Source organism: Shewanella salipaludis, from assembly GCF_012911865.1.
GTDB classification, from domain to species: Bacteria; Pseudomonadota; Gammaproteobacteria; order Enterobacterales; family Shewanellaceae; genus Shewanella; species Shewanella salipaludis.
This window is the reverse complement of record NZ_JAAXYH010000015.1, coordinates 48142-68785: the sequence shown is the minus strand read 5'-3', so window position 1 is coordinate 68785 and position 20644 is coordinate 48142. Positions and strand designations below refer to the sequence as shown.

Annotated in this window: 20 protein-coding genes; 9 read left to right on the top strand and 11 right to left on the bottom strand. The window is 54.6% G+C overall.

Going from position 1 to position 20644, the window contains the following annotated elements; all coding sequences use genetic code 11:
* Window positions 1–4 precede the first annotated feature (4 nt).
* From HC757_RS16295 to HC757_RS16270, 6 genes are read left to right on the top strand one after another with little or no spacing between them, the layout of a single operon-like run.
* Window positions 5–463: a flagellar basal body-associated FliL family protein gene (locus HC757_RS16295; protein ID WP_169565449.1), complete on the top strand. Its 459-nt coding sequence runs from the start codon at window positions 5–7 to the stop codon at window positions 461–463.
* Window positions 464–473: 10 nt separating this feature from the next.
* Window positions 474–1190: an RNA polymerase sigma factor FliA gene (locus HC757_RS16290; protein ID WP_169565448.1), complete on the top strand. Its 717-nt coding sequence runs from the start codon at window positions 474–476 to the stop codon at window positions 1188–1190.
* Between the two features lie 25 nt (window positions 1191–1215).
* On the top strand, window positions 1216–2082 hold the full coding sequence (gene motA, locus HC757_RS16285; RefSeq protein ID WP_169565447.1) for a flagellar motor stator protein MotA: 867 nt from the start codon (window positions 1216–1218) through the stop codon (window positions 2080–2082).
* Window positions 2072–3073 carry a flagellar motor protein MotB gene (locus HC757_RS16280; RefSeq protein WP_169565446.1) on the top strand — a complete coding sequence of 334 codons (1002 nt, stop codon included), beginning with the start codon at window positions 2072–2074 and terminating at the stop codon, window positions 3071–3073. The genes motA and HC757_RS16280 overlap by 11 nt, the downstream gene beginning before the upstream one ends.
* Before the next feature lie 8 nt (window positions 3074–3081).
* Window positions 3082–3522, top strand: a complete 441-nt coding sequence (locus HC757_RS16275) for a pilus assembly protein PilZ (protein WP_169565445.1) — start codon at window positions 3082–3084, stop codon at window positions 3520–3522.
* 10 nt (window positions 3523–3532) lie between these two features.
* The gene (locus HC757_RS16270; protein ID WP_169565444.1) at window positions 3533–3820 is read left to right on the top strand and encodes a hypothetical protein; all 288 of its coding nucleotides are present in this window, start codon (window positions 3533–3535) and stop codon (window positions 3818–3820) included.
* 48 nt (window positions 3821–3868) lie between these two features.
* Here HC757_RS16270 and HC757_RS16265 read toward each other — a convergent pair whose 3' ends face one another.
* Window positions 3869–5653, bottom strand: a complete 1785-nt coding sequence (locus HC757_RS16265) for a DUF885 domain-containing protein (RefSeq protein WP_169565443.1) — start codon at window positions 5651–5653, stop codon at window positions 3869–3871.
* 232 nt (window positions 5654–5885) lie between these two features.
* Here HC757_RS16265 and add point away from each other — a divergent pair, with 232 nt between their 5' ends.
* Window positions 5886–6881, top strand: coding sequence for an adenosine deaminase (add, locus tag HC757_RS16260; RefSeq protein WP_169565442.1), 996 nt, complete (start codon window positions 5886–5888; stop codon window positions 6879–6881).
* 63 nt (window positions 6882–6944) lie between these two features.
* On the opposite strand, the gene hemN is transcribed toward add, so the two are convergent.
* The 5 genes from hemN to HC757_RS16235 all read right to left on the bottom strand — a co-directional run bounded on the left by hemN (window position 6945) and on the right by HC757_RS16235 (window position 11762).
* The gene (hemN, locus tag HC757_RS16255) at window positions 6945–8321 is read right to left on the bottom strand and encodes an oxygen-independent coproporphyrinogen III oxidase (RefSeq protein WP_280520987.1); all 1377 of its coding nucleotides are present in this window, start codon (window positions 8319–8321) and stop codon (window positions 6945–6947) included.
* A gap of 164 nt (window positions 8322–8485) precedes the next feature.
* Window positions 8486–8953, bottom strand: coding sequence for a DUF2489 domain-containing protein (locus HC757_RS16250; protein ID WP_169565441.1), 468 nt, complete (start codon window positions 8951–8953; stop codon window positions 8486–8488).
* Between the two features lie 80 nt (window positions 8954–9033).
* Complete coding sequence (gene yihI, locus HC757_RS16245; protein ID WP_169565440.1) at window positions 9034–9579, bottom strand: Der GTPase-activating protein YihI; 546 nt, start codon at window positions 9577–9579, stop codon at window positions 9034–9036.
* Between the two features lie 64 nt (window positions 9580–9643).
* Window positions 9644–10309 carry a class I SAM-dependent methyltransferase gene (locus HC757_RS16240; protein ID WP_169565439.1) on the bottom strand — a complete coding sequence of 222 codons (666 nt, stop codon included), beginning with the start codon at window positions 10307–10309 and terminating at the stop codon, window positions 9644–9646.
* An 829-nt stretch (window positions 10310–11138) separates the two neighbouring features.
* On the bottom strand, window positions 11139–11762 hold the full coding sequence (locus HC757_RS16235) for a c-type cytochrome (RefSeq protein ID WP_169565438.1): 624 nt from the start codon (window positions 11760–11762) through the stop codon (window positions 11139–11141).
* Window positions 11763–11930: 168 nt separating this feature from the next.
* Here HC757_RS16235 and yihA point away from each other — a divergent pair, with 168 nt between their 5' ends.
* Entirely contained in the window at window positions 11931–12587 is a 657-nt protein-coding gene (yihA, locus tag HC757_RS16230; protein ID WP_169565437.1) for a ribosome biogenesis GTP-binding protein YihA/YsxC, read from the top strand.
* Window positions 12588–13208: 621 nt separating this feature from the next.
* Here the strand turns inward: yihA and polA are convergent.
* Entirely contained in the window at window positions 13209–15971 is a 2763-nt protein-coding gene (gene polA, locus HC757_RS16225) for a DNA polymerase I (protein ID WP_169565436.1), read from the bottom strand.
* Between the two features lie 386 nt (window positions 15972–16357).
* Between polA and elbB the strand changes: the two genes are divergently transcribed.
* A complete protein-coding gene (gene elbB / locus HC757_RS16220; RefSeq protein WP_169565435.1) occupies window positions 16358–17011 on the top strand; it encodes an isoprenoid biosynthesis glyoxalase ElbB in 654 nt (217 codons plus the stop codon).
* A 27-nt stretch (window positions 17012–17038) separates the two neighbouring features.
* Here elbB and glpG read toward each other — a convergent pair whose 3' ends face one another.
* From glpG to HC757_RS16200, 4 genes are all read right to left on the bottom strand, one after another.
* Window positions 17039–17878, bottom strand: a complete 840-nt coding sequence (gene glpG, locus HC757_RS16215) for a rhomboid family intramembrane serine protease GlpG (protein WP_169565434.1) — start codon at window positions 17876–17878, stop codon at window positions 17039–17041.
* On the bottom strand, window positions 17875–18183 hold the full coding sequence (gene glpE, locus HC757_RS16210) for a thiosulfate sulfurtransferase GlpE (protein ID WP_169565433.1): 309 nt from the start codon (window positions 18181–18183) through the stop codon (window positions 17875–17877). Before glpE ends, glpG begins: the two co-directional genes overlap by 4 nt.
* A gap of 97 nt (window positions 18184–18280) precedes the next feature.
* Window positions 18281–19306 (bottom strand): L-threonine 3-dehydrogenase, encoded by a 1026-nt coding sequence (tdh, locus tag HC757_RS16205; protein WP_169565432.1) that lies wholly within the window; start codon window positions 19304–19306, stop codon window positions 18281–18283.
* 10 nt (window positions 19307–19316) lie between these two features.
* On the bottom strand, window positions 19317–20510 hold the full coding sequence (locus HC757_RS16200; RefSeq protein WP_169565431.1) for a glycine C-acetyltransferase: 1194 nt from the start codon (window positions 20508–20510) through the stop codon (window positions 19317–19319).
* Window positions 20511–20644: the final 134 nt, after the last annotated feature.

The window sequence follows — 20644 nt, the reverse complement described above, 5'->3', positions numbered from 1 at the left end:
TGACATGGCAATAGCGAGAAAGGCTTTGGTCAGATGGATACTGATAGTGGGAGTGGCCCTGGGATGGACCGCCGCGGTGCTCTGGTTGGGCTTGCATGGACCCGCTTGGGTCGAGAGTCACTTTTCCTCCGAGGAAGAGCTGGTCAAGGTGGCCAAGTACTATCCGTTGGACAAGTTCATCATCTCGATCCCGGGAGATAAGTACCCCCACTATCTCCTGCTGGAGATGACCCTCAAGAGCCGCAATCCAGCATTGCAAAGCGTGTTGGATGAGGCGGACCCCGTCATTCGCAATTCGCTGATGAAGATGTTTTCCCGCAAGCGTTTCGAGCAATTGAACGATTCGGATCAGCTCGATAGCCTGCAGGCCGAGGCCTTGGTGCTGATAGCCAAGGTCTTGTCTGACAATGATTTTGCCTCAGATGTCGACGAAGTGCTTTTTACCCGCATGGTGATGCAATGAGGGGTTGAGGATGAATACTGCCGGTCAGTTAGCCTATCAGCAAGTATGTGATGAGCCGCCGGTGCGGCGCCTGTCCGAACAGCAGCTTATCCGCCAATATTTACCGCTGGTGAAACGGGCCGTTTCCCAGCTGCGCAGTCATTGTGGTGCCATGTTGGCACTGGAAGACATGGAGCAGATAGGCATGATGGCGCTGCTGGAGGCGTCGCGTCGTTATCCTGGCGAGTATGACAACGGCTTCCTTTCCTTCGCCGGGCAGAGGATACGTGGCGCCATCCTGGATGAGTTGCGGCGTCAGGACTGGCGTCCCAGACCCGTCAGGCAGCAGGCCCATGAACTGAACGATACAGTGCGTCAGCTCAGCCGTCAGCTGGGACGCGAACCTGGGGATCTCGAAGTGGCCGAGGCCATGGGATTGGATCAGCAGGCTTACCGGGAGCGCTTATACGCGACCCAGGCCGAAACCATGAAGAGCCTGGATGAGATGCTGAGCCTGGGAAATGATCCCGTGGCGGCGGCCGGCGGCGTCGAACATTTCATGTTGAAGAAGAGCCTGATCAAGGCCATGTCGCAATTAAATGAAAGAGAGCAGCTGATACTGTCGCTTTATTACCAGCATGAACTCAATTTAAAAGAAATTGCCATGACCTTGGGGTTAACCGAGACCCGGATTTGTCAGTTACATAAATTGGCCGTGGTACAGCTGAAAAGCATACTGCAGCAGTGAGAAGTTTTGGAGTGGCGGGAGCGCAATGAACAAACTAATAGGCTTGATAATTATTTTCATGTCGGTGTTCGGGGGTTACGTCTGGGCCGGTGGCGCCTTGGCATCCATGTGGCAACCGGCCGAGATTTTGATTATTTTTGGCGCGGGTATAGGTGCTATCGTCATAGCCAACCCCAAGCCGGTGCTGCTGGAGATGCTGACCCAGGTGAGGGAACTCTTCAGCCGGGAACAGGAAGATCCCGAATTGTACCCTCAGCTATTCGCCCTGATGGGCGTGTTGATGGCCAAGATCCAGGTCCAGGGGCTGAAGGTGCTCGATGAGCACATAGAGAATCCCCAGGACAGTTCGCTGTTTCTCATGTATCCGGCGGTGCTCAAGCATTCGAATGTGCTGTTGTTTCTGATAGATAACTTACGTATCCAGTCCATAGGCAAGATCTCACCCCATGATCTCGAGCATATGCTCGAAGAGGAGATCCACCGCATAGAAGAAGACAGACTCAGACCCTCGGAGGCATTCAGTAAAGTGGGCGAAGCCATGCCGGGATTCGGTATCTTGGCCGCCGTGCTGGGGATCATCATCACCATGTCCAACATAGACGGCCCCATCACCATGATAGGGGTCAAGGTGGCTGCGGCACTGGTGGGGACCTTCGTCGGTATCTTCGCCTGTTACTGTTTCTTCGATCCCATGTCCAAGGCGTTGGAGCATCTGGTCGAGCGTAAATCCGCTCAGCTGAGGTGTGTGGCCGCCATGCTCACGGCCTTTGCCAAGGGCAAGCCGCCCATGATGGCCATAGACGCCGGCCGCAAGCAGATCCAGAGTGAGAACCGACCGTCGTTCATCGAACTGGAGCGTTGGATGGAGGAGCAAAAAGCCGATGCTCCATAGAAATGAGCCTGTCATCATCAAGCGGCGCCGGCGGGAGAAGCGCAATACGTCCCACGGTGGGGCCTGGAAGGTGGCGTTTGCCGACTTTACCTTGGCCATGATGGCGCTCTTCATGGTGTTGTGGATCATGCAGATTGCCGATCAGGAAGAGCGCACCAGGATAGTGCAATATTTGCGTGGCGATATGTATGCCACAGGGGCCATGAACCCCTTCGACTTGAGCCAGTCGTCTTCCCTGATCGACCTGGAAGGCAACATGGCCATTCAGCAAGCCGTGCTGCCCTCGGCCGCCGCCGGCGGTGCCGAGCGCGCCGGTCCGGCGCTCTACAATAATGTGCCAGTGGGAGAGGCGGAAGCGAACGCAGGCTTGGGGCCTGAGTCCAATGCCATGATCCCCGGGCAGTTCGACACTCAGGCGCAGCTGGCCGTGCTGGCCCGCGAGCTGAACCGTGTGGTGCAGAGTTCCAGCATGGCCGATAACATAGCCGTGACCCTGGTTCCCCAGGGGATACGCATATTGATCCATGACAACGTCGACCAGTTTATGTTTACCCGCGGCAGTGCCCAGATGCAACCCTACTTCGAGGACTTGCTGCTGGCCCTCGGGCCCGTGCTTGGCAAGATACACAACAGCATGGTGATTTCCGGTCATACCGACTCGGCACCTTATGCCGGCAGCTTATTTACCAACTGGGAGCTGTCCAGCAAACGTGCCCTGCTCGCCAGACGTGTGCTGGAATACGGCGGCGTTAAACGCCAGCAGGTGATCCAGGTGACGGGCATGGCGGACCAGGTGCCCTATGTGGCTGCAGATACGGCCGCGGCCGCCAACCGTCGCATCGAAGTCTTGATCTTGACGTCATCGACCGAGCAATTGATCCGCGACATGGTCGGGGTGCCGGCAGAAGTGCTGGAAGCCGGGGTGCAGGTGCAGGATGCGAAACAGCGGGCCACAGCGAATCAACCCAGAATGAGATATCAGCAGCAATGAATGATACCATGAGCAAGCATGAAGAATTTGTTCATTTTGAAGCGGGTAGCGGCGGCCAGGCTGTGTCCGAGGTGGAACTTGAGCCGCAGGACAACAGACGTGAACATCAGAGATTCAGTCTCAGGCTCAACCCCAGGGTGCCGCTGGCGCTCGCCTGTGATGGTATAAGAGTCAAGATATTGAAGACGAACTGGTTTCTTGTCAGTCAACTGGGCACTGCCAGTGTGAAAGATCTGAGTATCAGTGGTGTCGGTCTGCTGAGCAGCGTGGCTTTGGTGATCGGCCAGCATATCTGTCTGGAGTTCGAGCAGGGTAAATTTTGGTGCGAGGTAACCCGAACTCACAGGGTGCAGGGAAGACTCAATTTCTTTGGCGCACGCTGGTTGGATGCAGATACGACCAAGGTGTTGGCCTTGATCCACAGTGTCAGACCGCAACTGGCCGACTAGGAGGTTTGCTATGACTGTTGCTTTCCATCGCAGGGGCGCAGACAAATTACAGAAGTTTTTCCTGTATCTCATATTGCTCGATTGGGTGCTGCTGCTCATTACAGCCATAGAAATGCAGTCGCTGAGCTTTCGCTATGGCGCGCTGATTTCTGTTATGTTGCTGGTCTACAACGTGTTTTTAACTCACCTCTGCCGTATCCGGGCGCGGCGCGCCAACGATGCCTATATGATCTACCCTGTCATGACCGGCGCCCTGATCTCCTTCCTGCTGGTCACCTATTTTTTCTTCTTCATCTGAAACACCAAGGGCAAGCAGGCGATATTCCTGCTTGCCGTTTCAGTTTGCCTACTTGCGCTGCGACGCTATGAAGTCTGAGATCTGGGCTTCGAGGATCGACATGGGCACAGAGCCATTCTCGAGAATCGCATCGTGGAACTTACGCAGGTCAAACTTTTCCCCCAGGGCCGCTTCGGCCTGTCGGCGCAGGCGCTTGATGGTGAGTTCGCCTATCTTGTAGGACAGTGCCTGACCCGGCCAGGTGATGTAGCGGTCAATTTCCGTGGTGACATTGTGCATCGACAGTGCCGTATTGCCGGCCATGAAGTCTATCGCCTGTTGCCGACTCCAGCCCTTGGCATGCATGCCTGTGTCCACCACCAGGCGGGCGGCGCGCCACATCTCATAGGTCAGGCGGCCGAAGTTGCTGTAAGGGTCCTGGTAGAAGCCAGCCTCCAGCCCCAGATATTCGCAATACAGGCCCCAACCTTCGCCGAAGGCCGAGATATAGCCGTAGCGGCGAAAATCCGGCAGGGCGTCCAGCTCCTGATTGAGGGAGATCTGCAAATGGTGTCCCGGCACCGCCTCGTGCAGTGTCAGCGCCTCCAGTTCGTATAGTGGCCGCTTATCCAGGGCATAGGTGTTGACCCAGTAATACCCCGGCTCGTCGTCGCGGTTGGAACCCGAATAGCGCCCCGTGGTGTATTTGGGGGCAATTTCCGCCGGCACGGGCGCTATGCCATAGGGCATGCGTGGCAGGTGGCCGAAATACCTGGGCAGCATGGCGTCGGCCTTCTTGGCGATATAGGCGGCTTCCTTGAGCAGCTGTTCGGCACTTGTGGGGTAAAATTGCGGATCGGTACGCAGGAAATGCAAAAACTCGACGAAGCTGCCCTTGAAACCCACCTTGGCAATGACCCTATCCATTTCGGCGCGGATGCGCTGCACTTCGGCTAACCCCAGTTGATGGACTTGCTCAGGGGTCATATCCAGGGTGGTGTAATAACGGACCCGGTTCGCGTAAAACGCCTCACCCTCGGGCAGGCTGGACGCGGCTATGTCGGTGCGGGCGTTGGGGATGTACTCCTGGGTCATGAAGTCGTAAAACTGCCGGTATGAGGGCAAGACGAGCGTCTGCACCAGCCGCCGTCCTTCCGCCGTCAGCCGGGCCTTTTCGGTGGCGCTGAAGTGACTCGGATACAGGGTGAAGGGCTTGAAGTAACCGCTCTGCTCTACAGGCACCATGAAGGCGCTGATGCTGTCTTCGAAACCTTTCAAGGTGACCTTGGGAGGCGTGATGCCGGCGGCCAGCCCCTGGCGCAGCCAATGGGTCTGCTGGGCGAAGTAGTCTGGCAGGGCGCGCAATTTAGCCAGGTAGTGTTGATAATCCGCCATGGTGGCGAAGCGCGCTGTGGCTATGTTGGCAATCTCGGCATGGAAGCCACTCTCGGCGGTGATCGGCAGGTAGTGATCCTTATACTGGTACAGGTCGACGCTATTTTGCAGCTGATCCTGGAGTATCTTGGCGTTGATCTTGTCGGTCTTGCTGAAGCCTGTCTTATCCAACTGCTTGAGCTCGTCGAGCAAGCGTTTCTGCGCTGCATGGGTGCCGGCCAGGGCCCCGGGAGACAAGTCCGGCAGCTTAGCCGCGGCGCTCTCATCCCCTTGGCCGTGGGCCAGGTCGGGGCTGGTCTGCAACTGGATTTGCCAGTCTCTGTCGATGATCGCCTGCAAGCCAGGCGCTATCAGTGGTTGGGTTTGAGTGCTGGGGACCTGGCCGGTGTCGGCAGGGGGCAGGGTTTGGCAGGCGCACAGGGAAGCGGCCAGCAGCAGGGGCATGAGAGGCTTGTACATGCAATTTTCCTTTATTATTCATTCTAGTCTGGCCGATTATGCCCTATCGTCAGCCGAGAGGGCAGCCCAGGGGGCCGGGCCAAATGTGACCAAATGTATTTCGGCCGGCTCGTCGACCCTCAGATAAATATCGGCATAGGCCAAAAAGTGGCGGCGAATGCGTGTTAAACTAGCCTTCCACCCAGGACCAAATAACAACAGCATTGGCAGGGTAGTTCACAAGGGGTTAATTATGATTGATACATCCATTCCGTTGGTGGATCTGCATCGTCATCTGGACGGCAATGTCCGGGTCGAGACGATTTGGGATTTGGGACACCAACATGGCATTGCCTTACCCGCCGACAGCTTGGCCGGCTTGGCGCCTTTCGTACAAATTCAGGGTAAAGAATCGAGTCTGGTGGCTTTCTTGAAGAAGCTGGACTGGATGGTGGCCGTGCTCGCCGATCTCGATGCCGTGAAGCGGGTCGCCTACGAAAACGTGGCCGATGCCGCTCTTTCCGGACTGGATTATACCGAGCTGCGTTTCAGCCCTTATTACATGGCGATGAATCATAAACTGCCCATTGAAGGCGTGGTCGAGGCAGTGATCGACGGTGTGCGTGCCGGTTTGCGGGACCATAAGGTCCAGGTCAAGCTGATAGGCATACTGTCCCGCTCCTTCGGACAGCAAGCCTGCATGCAGGAGCTGAATGGTCTGCTGGCACATAGAGATCATCTGGTGGCCATGGATCTTGCCGGCGACGAGCTGGGCTTCCCGGGTGAGTTATTCAATGATCACTTCAAGCGGGTGCGCGATGCCGGCTTGGCTATCACGGCCCATGCGGGTGAGGCTGCCGGCTCCCAGAGCATGTGGCAGGCTATCCAGGAATTGGGGGCGACCCGTATAGGTCATGGGGTGAATGCCGTGCATGATCCCAAGTTGATGGAGTATCTGGCGAAGCATAGGATTGGCATAGAGTCCTGCCCGACCAGCAACCTGCACACTTCCACCGTGGCCTCCTACGATACTCACCCGCTGCGCACCTTCATGGAAGCCGGGGTGCTGATCGGCCTCAACACAGACGATCCCGGGGTGAGCAACATAGATATAGCCCATGAATATCAGGTGGCCAAGTCCGAGATGGGCTTCAGCGACAGCGAGCTGGCACAGTTGCAGCGCAATGGTGTCGAGATGGCTTTCCTGTCGGACAGCGAACGCAAGGCGCTCTACGCCGCCAAGGCCTGATATCCTGATTCTGTCTGCAAAAAAAACCGGCATGATTGCCGGTTTTTTTATGTTGCCGAGAAATTAAATCACCCGGGAAAATTGCTGCTGGCGCGCCTTCTGGCGGAAATAAACATCGAAACACATGCAGATGTTGCGGATCAACAGGCGGCCGGTGGGATTGATGCTTATCTTCCTGTCCTGGATGCTGACCAGTCGATCGTCGAGGAAGGTCTGCAACAGTTTGAGATCTTCGGCGAAGTAGTCTTCGAAGTCGATCCCTAAGGCGTCGTCTACCTTGGCCATGTCCAGCTCGAAATGGCAGATCAACTGCTTGATGACCTGACGGCGGATTTCATCATCCCGGCTCAGGCTGCAGCCTTGCCATAATGCCTGGCGGCTGGCATCTATCGACTGATAATAGGCCTGTATGTCTTTCTGGTTCTGGGCATAACAAGTGCCAATCTGGCTGATGGAGGAGACTCCGAGTCCCAATAGGTCACATTCGGGCTGGGTGGTGTACCCCTGGAAGTTACGGTGCAGCTTGCCTTCGCGTTGCAGCACTGCGAGCTCATCCTCCGGCTTGGCGAAGTGATCCATGCCTATATATTGGTAGCCGGCCTGGGTTAAGGCGTCGATCGTCTGCTGCAACATGGCGAGCTTGGCCCTGGCGGAGGGCAAGTCATCCTCCTTGATCTTGCGCTGGGCGGCGAAACGCGACGGCAGATGCGCATAGTTGAATACCGACAGTCGGTCCGGCGACAGCTCTATGGTACGGGCTATGGTCTTGGCGAAGCTCTCCGGGGTCTGCAGTGGCAGGCCATAGATGAGATCCACATTGGTCGACACGAATCCCAACGCCTTGGCCCTGGCGATCAGATCGAAGATAAACTGCTCGTCCTGCTCGCGGTTGACCGCCTTTTGTACTTCCTTATTGAAATCCTGCACGCCGACCGAGATACGGTTAAAGCCGGCCTGCTTGAGGGTGTCGAGCATCTCGAGTGCTATTTCCCTCGGATCCACTTCGATGGAAAACTCCCCCTGCTCGGCGAAGTTGAAATGGGTCTTAAGCAGAGTGGTCAGTTGCAGTATCTGTTCCGGCTGCAAGAAGGTCGGGGTGCCGCCGCCCCAATGCATCTGGGTCACGGTATAATCTTTGAACAGGGGCGCGCGCGCGATGATTTCCGTCGCCAGGTAGGCTAGATACTGTTCCGCCTTATGGGCATGGCGGGTGATGATCTTATTGCAACCACAGTAGTAGCAGAGCTTGGCACAGAAGGGGATATGGAGATAGAGCGAGAGTCTGTTGGTCTCACTGTTTTCGATCGCCGCCAGCAAGTCGGGCTCGGTGAAACCCGTGTCGAATTCCAACGCCGTCGGGTAGGAAGTATAGCGGGGGCCGCTGTAATTATACTTCTCTATCATGGCACTATCCCAATGATCTTGTGTTGGCTGCTGCAAGGCGTTTCTCCCGAGTCTAGTGATAACGACGTCAGTATGGGGCTTGCAGCCACTAATTACTTTGATCTAGACAGGCAAAAGGGTGCAAAACGCACCTTGGGTGCCGAGTGGGCCGCAATGCGATCCGGGAGGCGCAGCTGATGGGGAGCGGCGAGCGAGACGGACTAGTGCATGGCCTTGGGGCGGTAATCCATCAGCTTGCGGGCATCATGGAGAATGCCTTCCTCGAGCTCGGCCTCGGACTTCATTCTGGCCAGATCCAGCTTCATCCTTTCCTGCTTAGGCAGCGCCTGACGGGCTTCCATTATAGGGTGCGCCTTGATGCGGTCGAAGTGCATGAATAAGGTCGGATAATCCGGGCTGACCCTTTCGCTCAAGGAGATGGCCTCGAACAGTTTGACGATGCGCACCACACCCTCTGAGATCTCACAGCGCTCTTCCACCATGGCGGTGGCTATGTAGCGGATGTCGTCCAGTACTCCGGCCCGTTTGGCATCGGCTTCGGCCTTGCGGAGGAGGGCCGCCTCCCGCTGGCTGTGGCTCTGTCGTCTGAGTCTGAGCAAGAGTGAGGTGGCGTAACCACTCAGTGCGACTATGACTATGAGGCCGAGTATGATGAGTGCCGTGGACACAGGAGACTCCTTCTGGGATGACGTATATACGCAGGGTTCCGATGCCGCTGTCATGGCCGGCATCGGCTCCAAACGCTGAACTAGTCTTTGTCTTGGTAAGCCTTGAGCAAATCGGCGCCGGATTCAAATTTTTCCAGCAAGTCGTCATCCGAGAGGCTCTTGGGCTTGGCTTGGGGTTCATCCCCATCGGTGATCCCCAGCTTATGCATCAGGGCCTCGATCTTGTTGAGTTGCTGATCCAGCCACTTTTGGTCGCTATCCTTGAGATCCCGGCCTTCTTCGAGCATATCCAGCAAGCTGTTCAGTCTTGGATCGTCTTCGAGTTGGAGCAGTCTCTGCTCGTCGCTCAGCTTAGGCTGTTTCGCCTTGGGTTTGGCTGCTTCGACCTTGCTGACCGGCAATTCCAGGACCACGGCTTTCTTGCTGCCATGACGGGGATCCTTTTTCTTGGCAAGGTCGCTCTGGGGAGCCTGTTGTTGGATCAGACTCTCGTTATGACGACTGCCGGACTTGTTGCCTGACTCCTTGCGCTTGGTCGTTACGCTGGTACGGTCTTGCTTCTTTGTTCTGGGCTGCAACTTAGGGCTGTTCTCGCCGCCCTTGCGCGTTTTCTTGCTACGAGACATGGTTTTCTCAATTGGTTTACAAGGTGTGGCCAGAAAGCTTGAGTGTGAGTCACTCTCTCTGGTACTAAATAGGGTCGCGATTTATACCAGACTCAGATGTTTTTTGCATCAAAATGAGGTCTTTTGCGGCAAATAATAGCGCAAAATCGCCTTTCTGTGCCAGAAATTCGAAGGTGCGTCTCTGGTAGAAGCTGACATGGGTCAGATTGTTCTTGTAATGCCACTTGGCGAAGCCGGCTAAGTCCGTCAGCAAGGGGGTACCTATGGCCAGCCAGCCGCCGGGATTGAGCAGGCGTGAGATCAGTGACCATTCCTTGAGGGGATCTTGGAAATGCTCGAAGACCCGGTAGCTGCAGACGAAGTCATAGCGCTGGCGCAGCGCCTCATGATCCGGTGCGAAGAAGGGATCGTACTGCTTGAGCGTATGTCCGGCGGCCTCCAGGTTACTCAGGCTGGCATCATCCAATACCCTGCCAAAGTTCAGACCCCTGAGCCGTCCCGCCTGTTGCTGCGCCAGTTGTGATAGCAAAGGTAAGATAAACTGTGCCAGTTGCCGCTGCTTGGCGCTTGCCCTGGCGCGTCCATATCTGTGCTTTTCGGCCGCAGGTGGCAAGTGGGAAGCTGCATCGGCAAAGATCAATCCGCAATGTTCACAGGCATAGAAGGCACGTTTCTTGTCTTGGTGGAAGAAAGCGGCATCTTGGCTGTGACAGAGGGGGCATCGACGCATTGAATGGTTCGGAGCTGCTATGGGATAGTTGAGTATACCAGCACAAGCGGCTGAGCATAAGGAAGCGTGTTGATCTTACAGGCGTTATCTTAGAATAGCGGGTAGAAAAAAGGCGGCAGTATGACTGCCGCCTCATAAACAGTGCTTAATGCACCTTATTCTGAGTTCAAGTATCCGTACTTGCTATGCGACTTTCCCGGTCATTATCCATCTTTTTTTTGCTGCTTTCCGTGCGCCGCTTTAGTTCGTGGTCGTCCCGACACTTTATTAGTATTCCGTCGCCATCCTGACAACAGCTTCCGTAGATGGTCTTGCGACTCATCATATATCGGCGTCATCTGTGACCTTTAGTGAACAATCCATGTCAGAGCTAAGTATCTCCAGTGATAACCAGCGTCCGGCCAGTGCATCCAAAGCGTTAGCTTCCTATGCCACAATTTGAATCATTCAAATTGCATCCTGATGGAGCGAGTTTCCCTGAAATGTAAGGCAGTGCTAATCAGCAGTTGGCGTTATCGGCCTAATCCTTACAAGTTGTTCTGACCTGGATTTCAAATTGAAATCACGACTCATTGTTATTATTGGTGAGTGGTCTTAAGTATATTATTGTTATTGTTTGACTTTATTCTTATATCTTAAATGTAAACATACCGAAAACTGCATGTTGGAATGCTTATTTTTATACATACAGATGGGTTTATCCCGGTACGGCGCTATTAGACCTAAATCTGTGATCTATGTCAAGCAAGAATGTGGTAAGTTGACGTAAACGTAAGCTTTTTTGGGGTAAAAAAGGGTGGATCCCCACCCTTTTTAAGCAAGCAAACTATTACTTAATGCTTGATATATATTTGGATAATGCCTCGATATCCGCATCATTCAACTTCTTGGCGATATCCTGCATCATACCGTTTAAATCGTTATGACGGTCGGCATTGCGGAACTTGGTCAGCTGGATCTTGATGTAATTGGCATGTTGACCGTCAATCGAAGGGAAGCCGGCCAGTCCGGCACCTTTGCCTTCTGGACCATGACAAGCCATACAGGCTGTGATACCGCGACTGACATCACCCCCCTTGTAAAGCTGTTCGCCCAGGACGGGCACATCCTTAACGTCGGCAACCTGCTTAGTCTGGCTGGAGAAGAAGGCGGCAATATCTTCAATATCTTGGTCTTTCAGTCCGACCGTCATCCCACCCATGATAGGGTCCATACGCCCTTCTTTACCGCCAGTTTGGGCTGCAGCACGAAAATCTTGCAGCTGTTTCTGTAAGTAAGTGGCATGTTGACCAGCGAGTTTCGGGTACATGTCGATCATACTGTTGCCGTCCATACCGTGACAGGCAGAGCACATGATCGCCTTGGTTTTTCCCGCTTCAGCATTACCTTCAGCCATAGCTGATGAAGATAAGGTGGCGATGACGACAGACAACGCAAGAGCTAACTTTTTCATGGCGTTCCAACTTCTTGTTAAGATTATTGTCCTGAGCTTACTAGGCTGACCCGCAAGCGTGGTAAAATAGATTCAATGTGATCGGTGAATATTTTACACGAAAACGTGGAAAAGTAAGCCATTGTTCAATAATTATGGTATTGCGTAGCAAAAAAATTGGAGTTAACAGTGACTGAATCTCGGATCGACTTTCGCAGGGCGAAGTTTTTAATCAGTGCACCGGACATTGCACATCTGGACCAATATCTCCCTGGTGATCTGGGAATTGAAATTGCGTTCGCAGGACGTTCAAATGCAGGAAAGTCTAGTGCGCTCAATGCCTTGACTGAACAGAAGAGCTTGGCGCGTACCAGTAAAACCCCGGGGCGAACCCAGTTGATCAACGTCTTCGAACTGGATGAGCAACGCAGGCTGGTGGACTTACCCGGCTATGGCTTTGCCCAGGTGCCGCTGGCGATGAAGCATAAGTGGCAGCAAGCCTTGGGTGAATATTTGCAGAAGCGCGCCTGTTTGAGTGGCGTGGTGGTCTTGATGGATATACGCCACCCGCTGAAAGACTTGGACATGCAGATGATCGAATGGGCCGTCGCCAGCGAGATCCCTGTGTTGGCCCTGTTAACCAAGTCAGACAAGTTGGCCCAGAGCGCCAAGATGAAGACGGTAAATGAAGTGCGTAAGGCCTTGGTTGATTTCGGTGACTGGGTACAGGTGGAGCCTTTCTCATCGCTCAAGGGAACGGGCAAGCCTAAGGTGTTGAACATACTCAATGAGTGGTGCCATCCCCAGTGGCTGACAGAAGAAGAGCAGGCCAGCCTGGAAGAGTGATCTTTAGCGGCAACGAGGGCGGCCCGTTCGGGCGTCCTTCTTTGCCTGCTATATTAGCATGGCCTCTCTCGCTCCTTTCTCGCCTCATCCAGTTGAATTAAGACAAAAAAAAGCCGACGACAGAGTCACCGGCAAAAAATAATTAGCTCTTTTGGGGAGAAGCTAAATTCAACAAGACTCAAGTGTCACTAAATCGCTCTAACGACCCTCAATACAGACAGCATACCTAAAGTTCCGGCACAATTAAAGTAATTACTCTAAAAATTATTTTGGGCATAAAAAAAGCCCCAGCAAATACTTGCTGGGGCGCCAGAATTTGGCTTACTCACTATCAAGTGAAATAAAGGTTTGAAAGATAGAACATCTTAACCTCTGTACCCTACGCCGAGAATAATACCCCATTTATCACAATATGAAAAACTGTTTTTCATAAAAAACGACAATAGTGTGAATTTCCTCTCAAAAGATGCGGCAAAAATCGCCTGCTTTTGATCTAAAACTTTCAGCTAAGGGCCTATTCTGCATGGGAAATGGCGCTTTTAAGTACCTTAGCCCTCAAAACTGATCTCTCGAGGGCTGTTTGGCGAGTTTTTGTACTGTCCTGGCCGGTGCGGTTGGGAACTAGTGTGCCTCGTCCCAATTGTTGCCCGTACCTGCCTCGGCCAGCAACTCCACGTCCAAGTTGGTGGCTCTTGCCATCAGTTCGCACACTTTGAGTTTAATCTCATCGGCCTTGTCCGCATCGACCTCGAACACAAGTTCATCGTGTACCTGCATTATCATGGCGATCTCGCCCTGGGTATCCTGAGATATCCAATCGGCAATCAAGATCATGGCTTTCTTGATGATATCGGCGGCCGTGCCTTGCATGGGGGCGTTGATCGCCGCGCGTTCGGCGGCCTGACGGCGCATGGCATTGCGATCCCGGATCTCGGGGAGGTAGAGCCGGCGACCGAACAGGGTCGACACATAGCCCAATTCGGCGGCGCTCGCCCGGGTTTCTTCCATATACTTGAGCACCCCAGGATAACGGGCGAAGTAAGTATCTATATAGCTCTGGGCTTCGTTGCGGGGAATATCGAGCTGGCGTGCCAGGCCAAACGCCGACATGCCATAGATGAGGCCGAAGTTGACCGCCTTGGCGCGACGGCGCTGTTCTGTGGTGACCGAATCGAAATCTACCCCGAAGACTTCCGCGGCCGTGGCCCTGTGGATGTCTTTGCCCGCGGCGAAGGCGCTGAGCAGCCCGGCATCCTGTGACAGATGTGCCATGATGCGCAGCTCAATCTGCGAGTAATCCGCGGCGAGTATGACTTTGCCTGCCGGGGCTATGAAGGCCTGACGTATGCGGCGGCCTTCCTCGGTGCGGATGGGAATGTTCTGCAGGTTGGGATCGCTGGAGGATAAACGGCCGGTGGCGGCATTGGCCTGGTGGTAGCTGGTATGCACCCGGCCCGTCTTGGCATTGACCATCAGTGGCAGTTTATCTGTATAAGTACTCTTGAGCTTCGACAGGCTGCGGTGCTCGAGAATGATCTTGGGCAAGGGATAGTCCAGCGCCAGCTCGACCAGCACCTCTTCCGCCGTCGAGGGTGCCCCCTTAGGGGTCTTCTTGAGCACGGGATAACCCAGCTTGTCGAAAAACAGTGCCTGCAACTGTTTGGGTGAGCCTAAGTTGAAGCTCTCGCCGGCTATCTCGTAGGCTTTTTGTTCCAGCTCATCTATCTTGCGCGCCAACTCGCCGCTCTGTTGTCCGAGCAACATGCTGTCGATCAATACGCCGCGTCTTTCTATGTCGGACAGTATGCTGACCAGTGGCAGCTCGAGTTCGCTGAAAACGTAGGCCAGTTCCGGCTCTTTTGCCAGCCGCGGCCATAGGTGCTGATGCAGCCTCAGGGTGATGTCCGCATCTTCGGCCGCATAAGGCGCCGCCGTCTCCAGTGGGATCTGGTTGAAGGTCAGTTGTTTGGCCCCCTTGCCGGCAATGTCTTCGAAGCCGATGTTCTTATGACCCAGGTACTTGAGTGCCAGGCCATCCATATCGTGGCGCGAGGCGACCGAATTGAACACATAAGATTCCAACATGGTATCGAACGCTACGCCTTGCAGTGCTATCCCGGCGTTGGCCAGTATGCTCATGTCGTACTTGATGTTTTGGCCGACTTTCTTCATCCCGGGATTTTCCAGGAAGGGGCGTAATTTTTCCAGCGCCAGGCTCCTGTCCAGTTGTGCCGGAGCATCGGGATAATCATGACCCAAAGGCAGATAGGCGGCTTTGCCTGCTTCGATGGCAAAAGACAAGCCGACCAGTTCGGCCTCCATGTAATTCAGGCTGGTGGTTTCTGTGTCGACGGCGACCAGCTCGGCCTGCTGCAATTTGGCCAACCAGGCATCCAGCTCTTCTTCCGTCAGCAGGGTGTCGTACTGAGTGTCTATGGCGACAGTAGGGGTTGGGCTTTCCGCCGTGGCAGCGTCTGCTGCCTGGGTCTTGGTGTCCGCCTTGTTGTCCAGCACTTCGGCTAACCAACGCTTGAACTCCATCTCACCATAGGACTTGATCAGCTCATCCCTGTCCGCCGGCTGCACTGTTAACTCATGCCAATCCAGTTCGAGTTCGACATCCGTCTTTATGGTCGCAAGCTCATAGGACAACTTGAGCATCTCGGCGTTGTCTTTGATTTTTGTGGGCATTGTCTTGGCGCCCCTGAAACCCATCTCGGCCACCTTGTCCGGCTCGGCCAACAACTTACTGACACTGCCTGCACCATTGAGCATGGCCAGTGCGGTTTTCTCGCCCACACCGGGAAGCCCCGGGATATTGTCTGCCTTATCCCCCATCAGCGCCAACAGATCTATGATGAGATCCGGTCCGACACCGAACTTGGTTTGTACTTCCTCGGGCCCCATTATGGTATCTGTCATGGTATTGATCAGTGTGACATTGGTATCGACGAGCTGCGCCATGTCCTTGTCGCCCGTGCTGATCAGGGTCGCCCGTCCCTCGGCGCTGGCACTGCGGGCCAGGGTGCCTATGACATCGTCGGCTTCGACGCCGGGAACGCATACCAGGGGTAATCCCAGCGCCTTGATGATGCGATGCAATGGCTCGATTTGCGAACGCAGATCGTCGGGCATGGCGGGGCGATGTGCCTTATATTCACTGTACATGTCGTTGCGAAAGGTCTTGCCCTTGGCATCGAATACCACTGCGATATGACTAGGGTGATAACGGTTGAGCAGGCTGCGGAGCATGTTGACCACGCCATAGACTGCCCCAGTGGCTTCGCCCTTCGAATTTGTCAGGTGAGGTGGCGCATAATAGGCACGGTAGAGATAAGAAGAACCGTCCACCAGCACGAGTGGGTTATTGGCAATTGTCGGCATAAGTCAGTATTCGTTTTGCATTGGTCTGAGGTGGGCTAGCATGCCACAGACGTTGGGTTTCGGCCACGGCAAAATAGCTCCCAGCCTGTGGATAAGTCTGTGAGTGAAAAAGTCAACAAAGAATGAGGGTTTTATTTACGACAGGTAAAACCAAATTTATAACGTTGATTTATAATTGTTTTTTTTATTTTGTGTGATGAGTCATTGATTTATAAATATCTTCCTTGTATGTGGATTTTTTTCTTCCTTGGTACTAAAGAGGATAAATCCTGGCTTATTTTGCAGCACTTGCTAGATTCGAGGGACTAACTTAGCATGAATTTTAATCAGATCAACACATTTGTAACCCATTTGTTAAACCTTAATGGCATAAGAGGGAATTTTTAATGACAAACATCGCAGTTCTTCTCAGTGGATGTGGCGTATTCGACGGCTCAGAGATCCATGAGTCAGTATTGACCCTGCTGTCTCTGTCCAAGGCGGGTGCGGATTACCAGTGTTTTGCTCCCGACATGGAGCAGCTGCATGTGGTTAATCACCTTACGGGACAGGTGGAGTCAGGCGCCGTGAGAAATGTGCTGGTGGAATCCGCACGCATAGCCAGGGGTGAGATTAAGGATTGTAATAGCCTGGATGTGACTCAATTCGATGCCTTGATCCTCCCGGGTGGCTTCGGTGCGGCGAAGAACCTATGCAACTTCGCCACCAATGGCAGTGAATGCAGCATCAACCCGGATGTTGCCGCCTTCATCAGCGAGTTCGTGTTGAGCAAGAAACCCGTAGGTTTCATCTGTATCTCGCCCGTGATGATCCCCTTGCTGTACGGTCATGGGGCCAAGGGCACCATAGGCACGGATAGGGACACGGCCGAGGCCTTTACCCTGATGGGCGGCGAGCACCAGAATGCCAACGTGCATGAGATAGTGGTCGATGAAGTCAATAAGGTGGTGAGTACGCCGGCATATATGTTGGCGGGTTCCATCGCCGAGGCGCATTCAGGGATAGAAAAGCTGGTAGCCAAGGTGTTGGCCATGGCATAGCCGGGTATCAGCCGGGCAGCAGACGGCTCAAGCCGGGCGTCTGCTGCTGTCCAGCAGGCCTTGAGCCAGGCCGATCAGCAAGCCGGCGATATGGGCGCCATTGGCGATTGCCAGGCCGAATATGTCGGTAAAGCCCAGTGCCAGCCACAACAGCATGAAGCCCATGTAGGCGGGTGGCAACCCTATGCCGGCATCTGGCCTCCTCTGACCCAAGATCCAGGTATAACCCACCAGAGCGTAGACGACGCCGGATAAGCCGCCGAAATAGGGGCCGCCGACATAGAATTGTGCCAGGTTGGGCAGGGTGCCGGCCACCAGCAAGAGTATGAGTAAAGGTTTGCTGCCGAGCCGGGTCTCTATCTTGCCCCCAAGGTACCACCACCAGAGCAAGTTGAAGATGATATGCATGGCGGAGAAATGCAGCAGGCTAGGGGTGAACAGGCGCCAGAACTGGCCAAAATCGGCCTCGGGCACGGCGCCGAAGAAAGACAGGGCATTGAATACCTCTTCGGCCAGGCCCAGATTCATGGCGGCAAAGATCAGCACGCAGGCGCAGAAGATGACCAGGGTGACAGGACCCGAGCCCGTGATGAATTGGCTGACGAGCTGCAGGGTCGGGGCACCGTAATCCAGCTTGGTATGGGTATCGCCATTGTCCCACGAGGCCTGCAGGTATTTGTTGTCGTAAGGGTGGGCCATGAAGTGGGCAAATTCTTGTTGCGCTTGCTGCAGCTGGCTATCCTGGGTGACCATCAAGGCGAAACCCCGTTCCAACGGCACCACTCGACAGTCGATATCCAACCCCTTGAGGTAATCGACAAATGCCTGAGCGGCTCTGCTGTTGGGGAGTCGGCCTATTTCTGTCATGCATGGGCCTCATGCCAGGCGCTGTAGCCGCCATCCAGGCTGTAAACCTGATCGAAGCCTTGTTCATGCAGATATTGGGCGGCATTCTGGCTGCTCATGCCGTGATAGCAGACCACCACCAGGGGCTTATCCATATCCGCATCGGCGATGAAATGCGCCAGATTTTCATTGTTCAGGTGCGTCGCCCCCTGAATATGACCGGCCTCGAAGCTGGCGGGATCGCGGATATCGACTATTTGCAGCTCAGGCTGGGACTCATGCATCTGGATGAGCTGATTGATGCTCAGGTGTGTGAAGGCGGACATAATAAAACCTATGACAAATTCGATAGGGTTAGTGTGCAACAAGGGGCTGTGAGTGTACAGCCCCTTGAGGATTTGCTTTAGGGTAACAGAAGCTGGCTTAGTCCCAGCTGAGTATGACCTTGCCCGATTGTCCCGAGCGCATGGCATCGAAGCCTTGCTGGAAGTCGTCGACACTGAAGTGATGTGTGATTATGGGGGAGAGGTCCAGACCCGATTGGATGAGGCTCGCCATCTTGTACCAGGTCTCAAACATCTCGCGGCCATAAATCCCCTTGATGACCAGTCCCTTGAAGATCACCTTGCTCCAGTCGATCGCCATCTCGCCGCCAGGGATCCCCAGCATGGCGATCTTGCCGCCGTGGGTCATGGTATCCAGCATAGAGTGGAAGGCGGCCGGTACGCCGGACATTTCCAGGCCAACGTCGAAGCCTTCGGTCATGCCGAGTTCCTGCATCACCTCCTTGAGGTTCTCCTTGGCCACATTGACGGCTCGGGTAGCCCCCATCTTGCGGGCCAGCTCCAGGCGGTATTCGTTCACATCCGTGATCACCACGTGACGGGCACCGACATGACGACACACGGCCGCCGCCATTATGCCTATGGGACCTGCACCCGTGATCAGCACGTCTTCACCCACCAAGTCGAACGACAGGGCGGTATGCACTGCATTACCGAAGGGGTCGAAGATGGAGGCCAGCTCGTCGCTGATATCATCCGGGATCTTGAAGGCGTTGAACGCCGGGATCACCAAGTATTCGGCGAAGGCGCCATCGCGGTTTACGCCGACACCCGAGGTGTTGCGGCATAGATGGGTGCGGCCTCCACGGCAGTTGCGGCAATGGCCACAGGTGATGTGGCCCTCACCCGATACGCGGTCGCCTATGGTGAAACCACGCACTTCCTGGCCTATGCCGACCACTTCGCCGACATATTCATGACCCACGACCATGGGGACTGGGATAGTGTTCTGTGACCACTGATCCCAGTTGTAGATATGCACGTCGGTGCCGCAGATGGCGGTCTTCTTAATCTTGATCAGCAGATCGTTGTGACCCATTTCCGGCTTGGGCGCATCGACCATCCAAATGCCTTCTTCGGCTTTTAACTTACTGAGAGCTTTCATCTTGTGTGTCCTAAATAATGCCCATGTCTTTGCCTATGCGGGTAAAGGCAGAGATTGCTTTATCTAACTGGTCACGGCTGTGTGCCGCCGACATTTGGGTACGGATGCGTGCCTGGCCCTTGGGGACCACAGGGAAGGAGAAACCTATCACATAGATATTCTCTTCCAGCAGGCGATTGGCGAAATCACCGGCCAGCTTGGCATCGCCTATCATCACAGGGATGATGGCGTGATCCGCGCCGCCCAGGGTGAAACCGGCCGCCGACATCTGCTCGCGGAAATAACGACTGTTTTCCCATACCGCTTCCCGCAGCGCCTGGCCGGATTTCAGCATCTCCAGCACATGGATAGAGGCCGTGACTATGGAAGGGGCCAGGGAGTTGGAAAACAGGTAAGGGCGTGAGCGCTGGCGCAACCAGTCGACCACTTCTTTCTTCGCCGCGGTGAAACCACCCGAGGCGCCACCCAGTGCCTTGCCCAGGGTGCCTGTGATGATGTCGACTCTGCCCATGACGTCGCAATACTCATGGGTGCCGCGGCCATTCTGGCCTATGAAGCCGACTGCGTGGGAATCGTCGACCATCACCAGGGCGCCGTATTTGTCCGCGAGATCGCAGATGCCCTTGAGGTTGGCGATCACCCCATCCATGGAGAATACCCCGTCGGTGGCGATCAGTATGTTGCGTGCGTTGGCGGCCTTGGCGGCGATCAGCTGAGTTTCGAGATCGGCCAAGTCGTTGTTGGCGTAGCGGAAACGCTTGGCTTTACAGAGGCGTACACCATCTATGATGGAGGCATGGTTCAAGGCGTCCGAGATGATGGCGTCTTCGCCGTCGAGCAGGGTCTCGAATAAGCCGGCATTGGCATCGAAGCAAGAAGAATAGAGTATGGTGTCTTCCATGCCGAGGAATTCGCTCAGGCTGGCCTCGAGTTGTTTGTGTATGTCCTGGGTGCCGCAGATGAAGCGTACCGATGCCATACCGAAACCATGATCCGCCAGGCCCTGCTGGGCCGCTTTGATCAGCTCAGGGTGGTTTGCCAACCCCAGGTAGTTATTGGCGCAGAAGTTGATTACTTCCTTGTCATTTACCCGGATTGCAGTCTGCTGAGGAGAAACTATCACTCGCTCGCTCTTGTATAAGCCTTCCGCTTTGACTTCGGCAAGCTGTTGATTGATTTGGTCGTAGAATGAGGTTGAGGCCAACGTGAATCTCCTTAGTTAAACTTTATTCTGGTTTTGGGAGTGGCGGCATTCTAACCTTAAACCCAATCGCCCTACAGCCTTTTTTTCAAGGGCGCAGGCCGGATAATTCAGGCTAGGGCTAATGGGATTTTCGC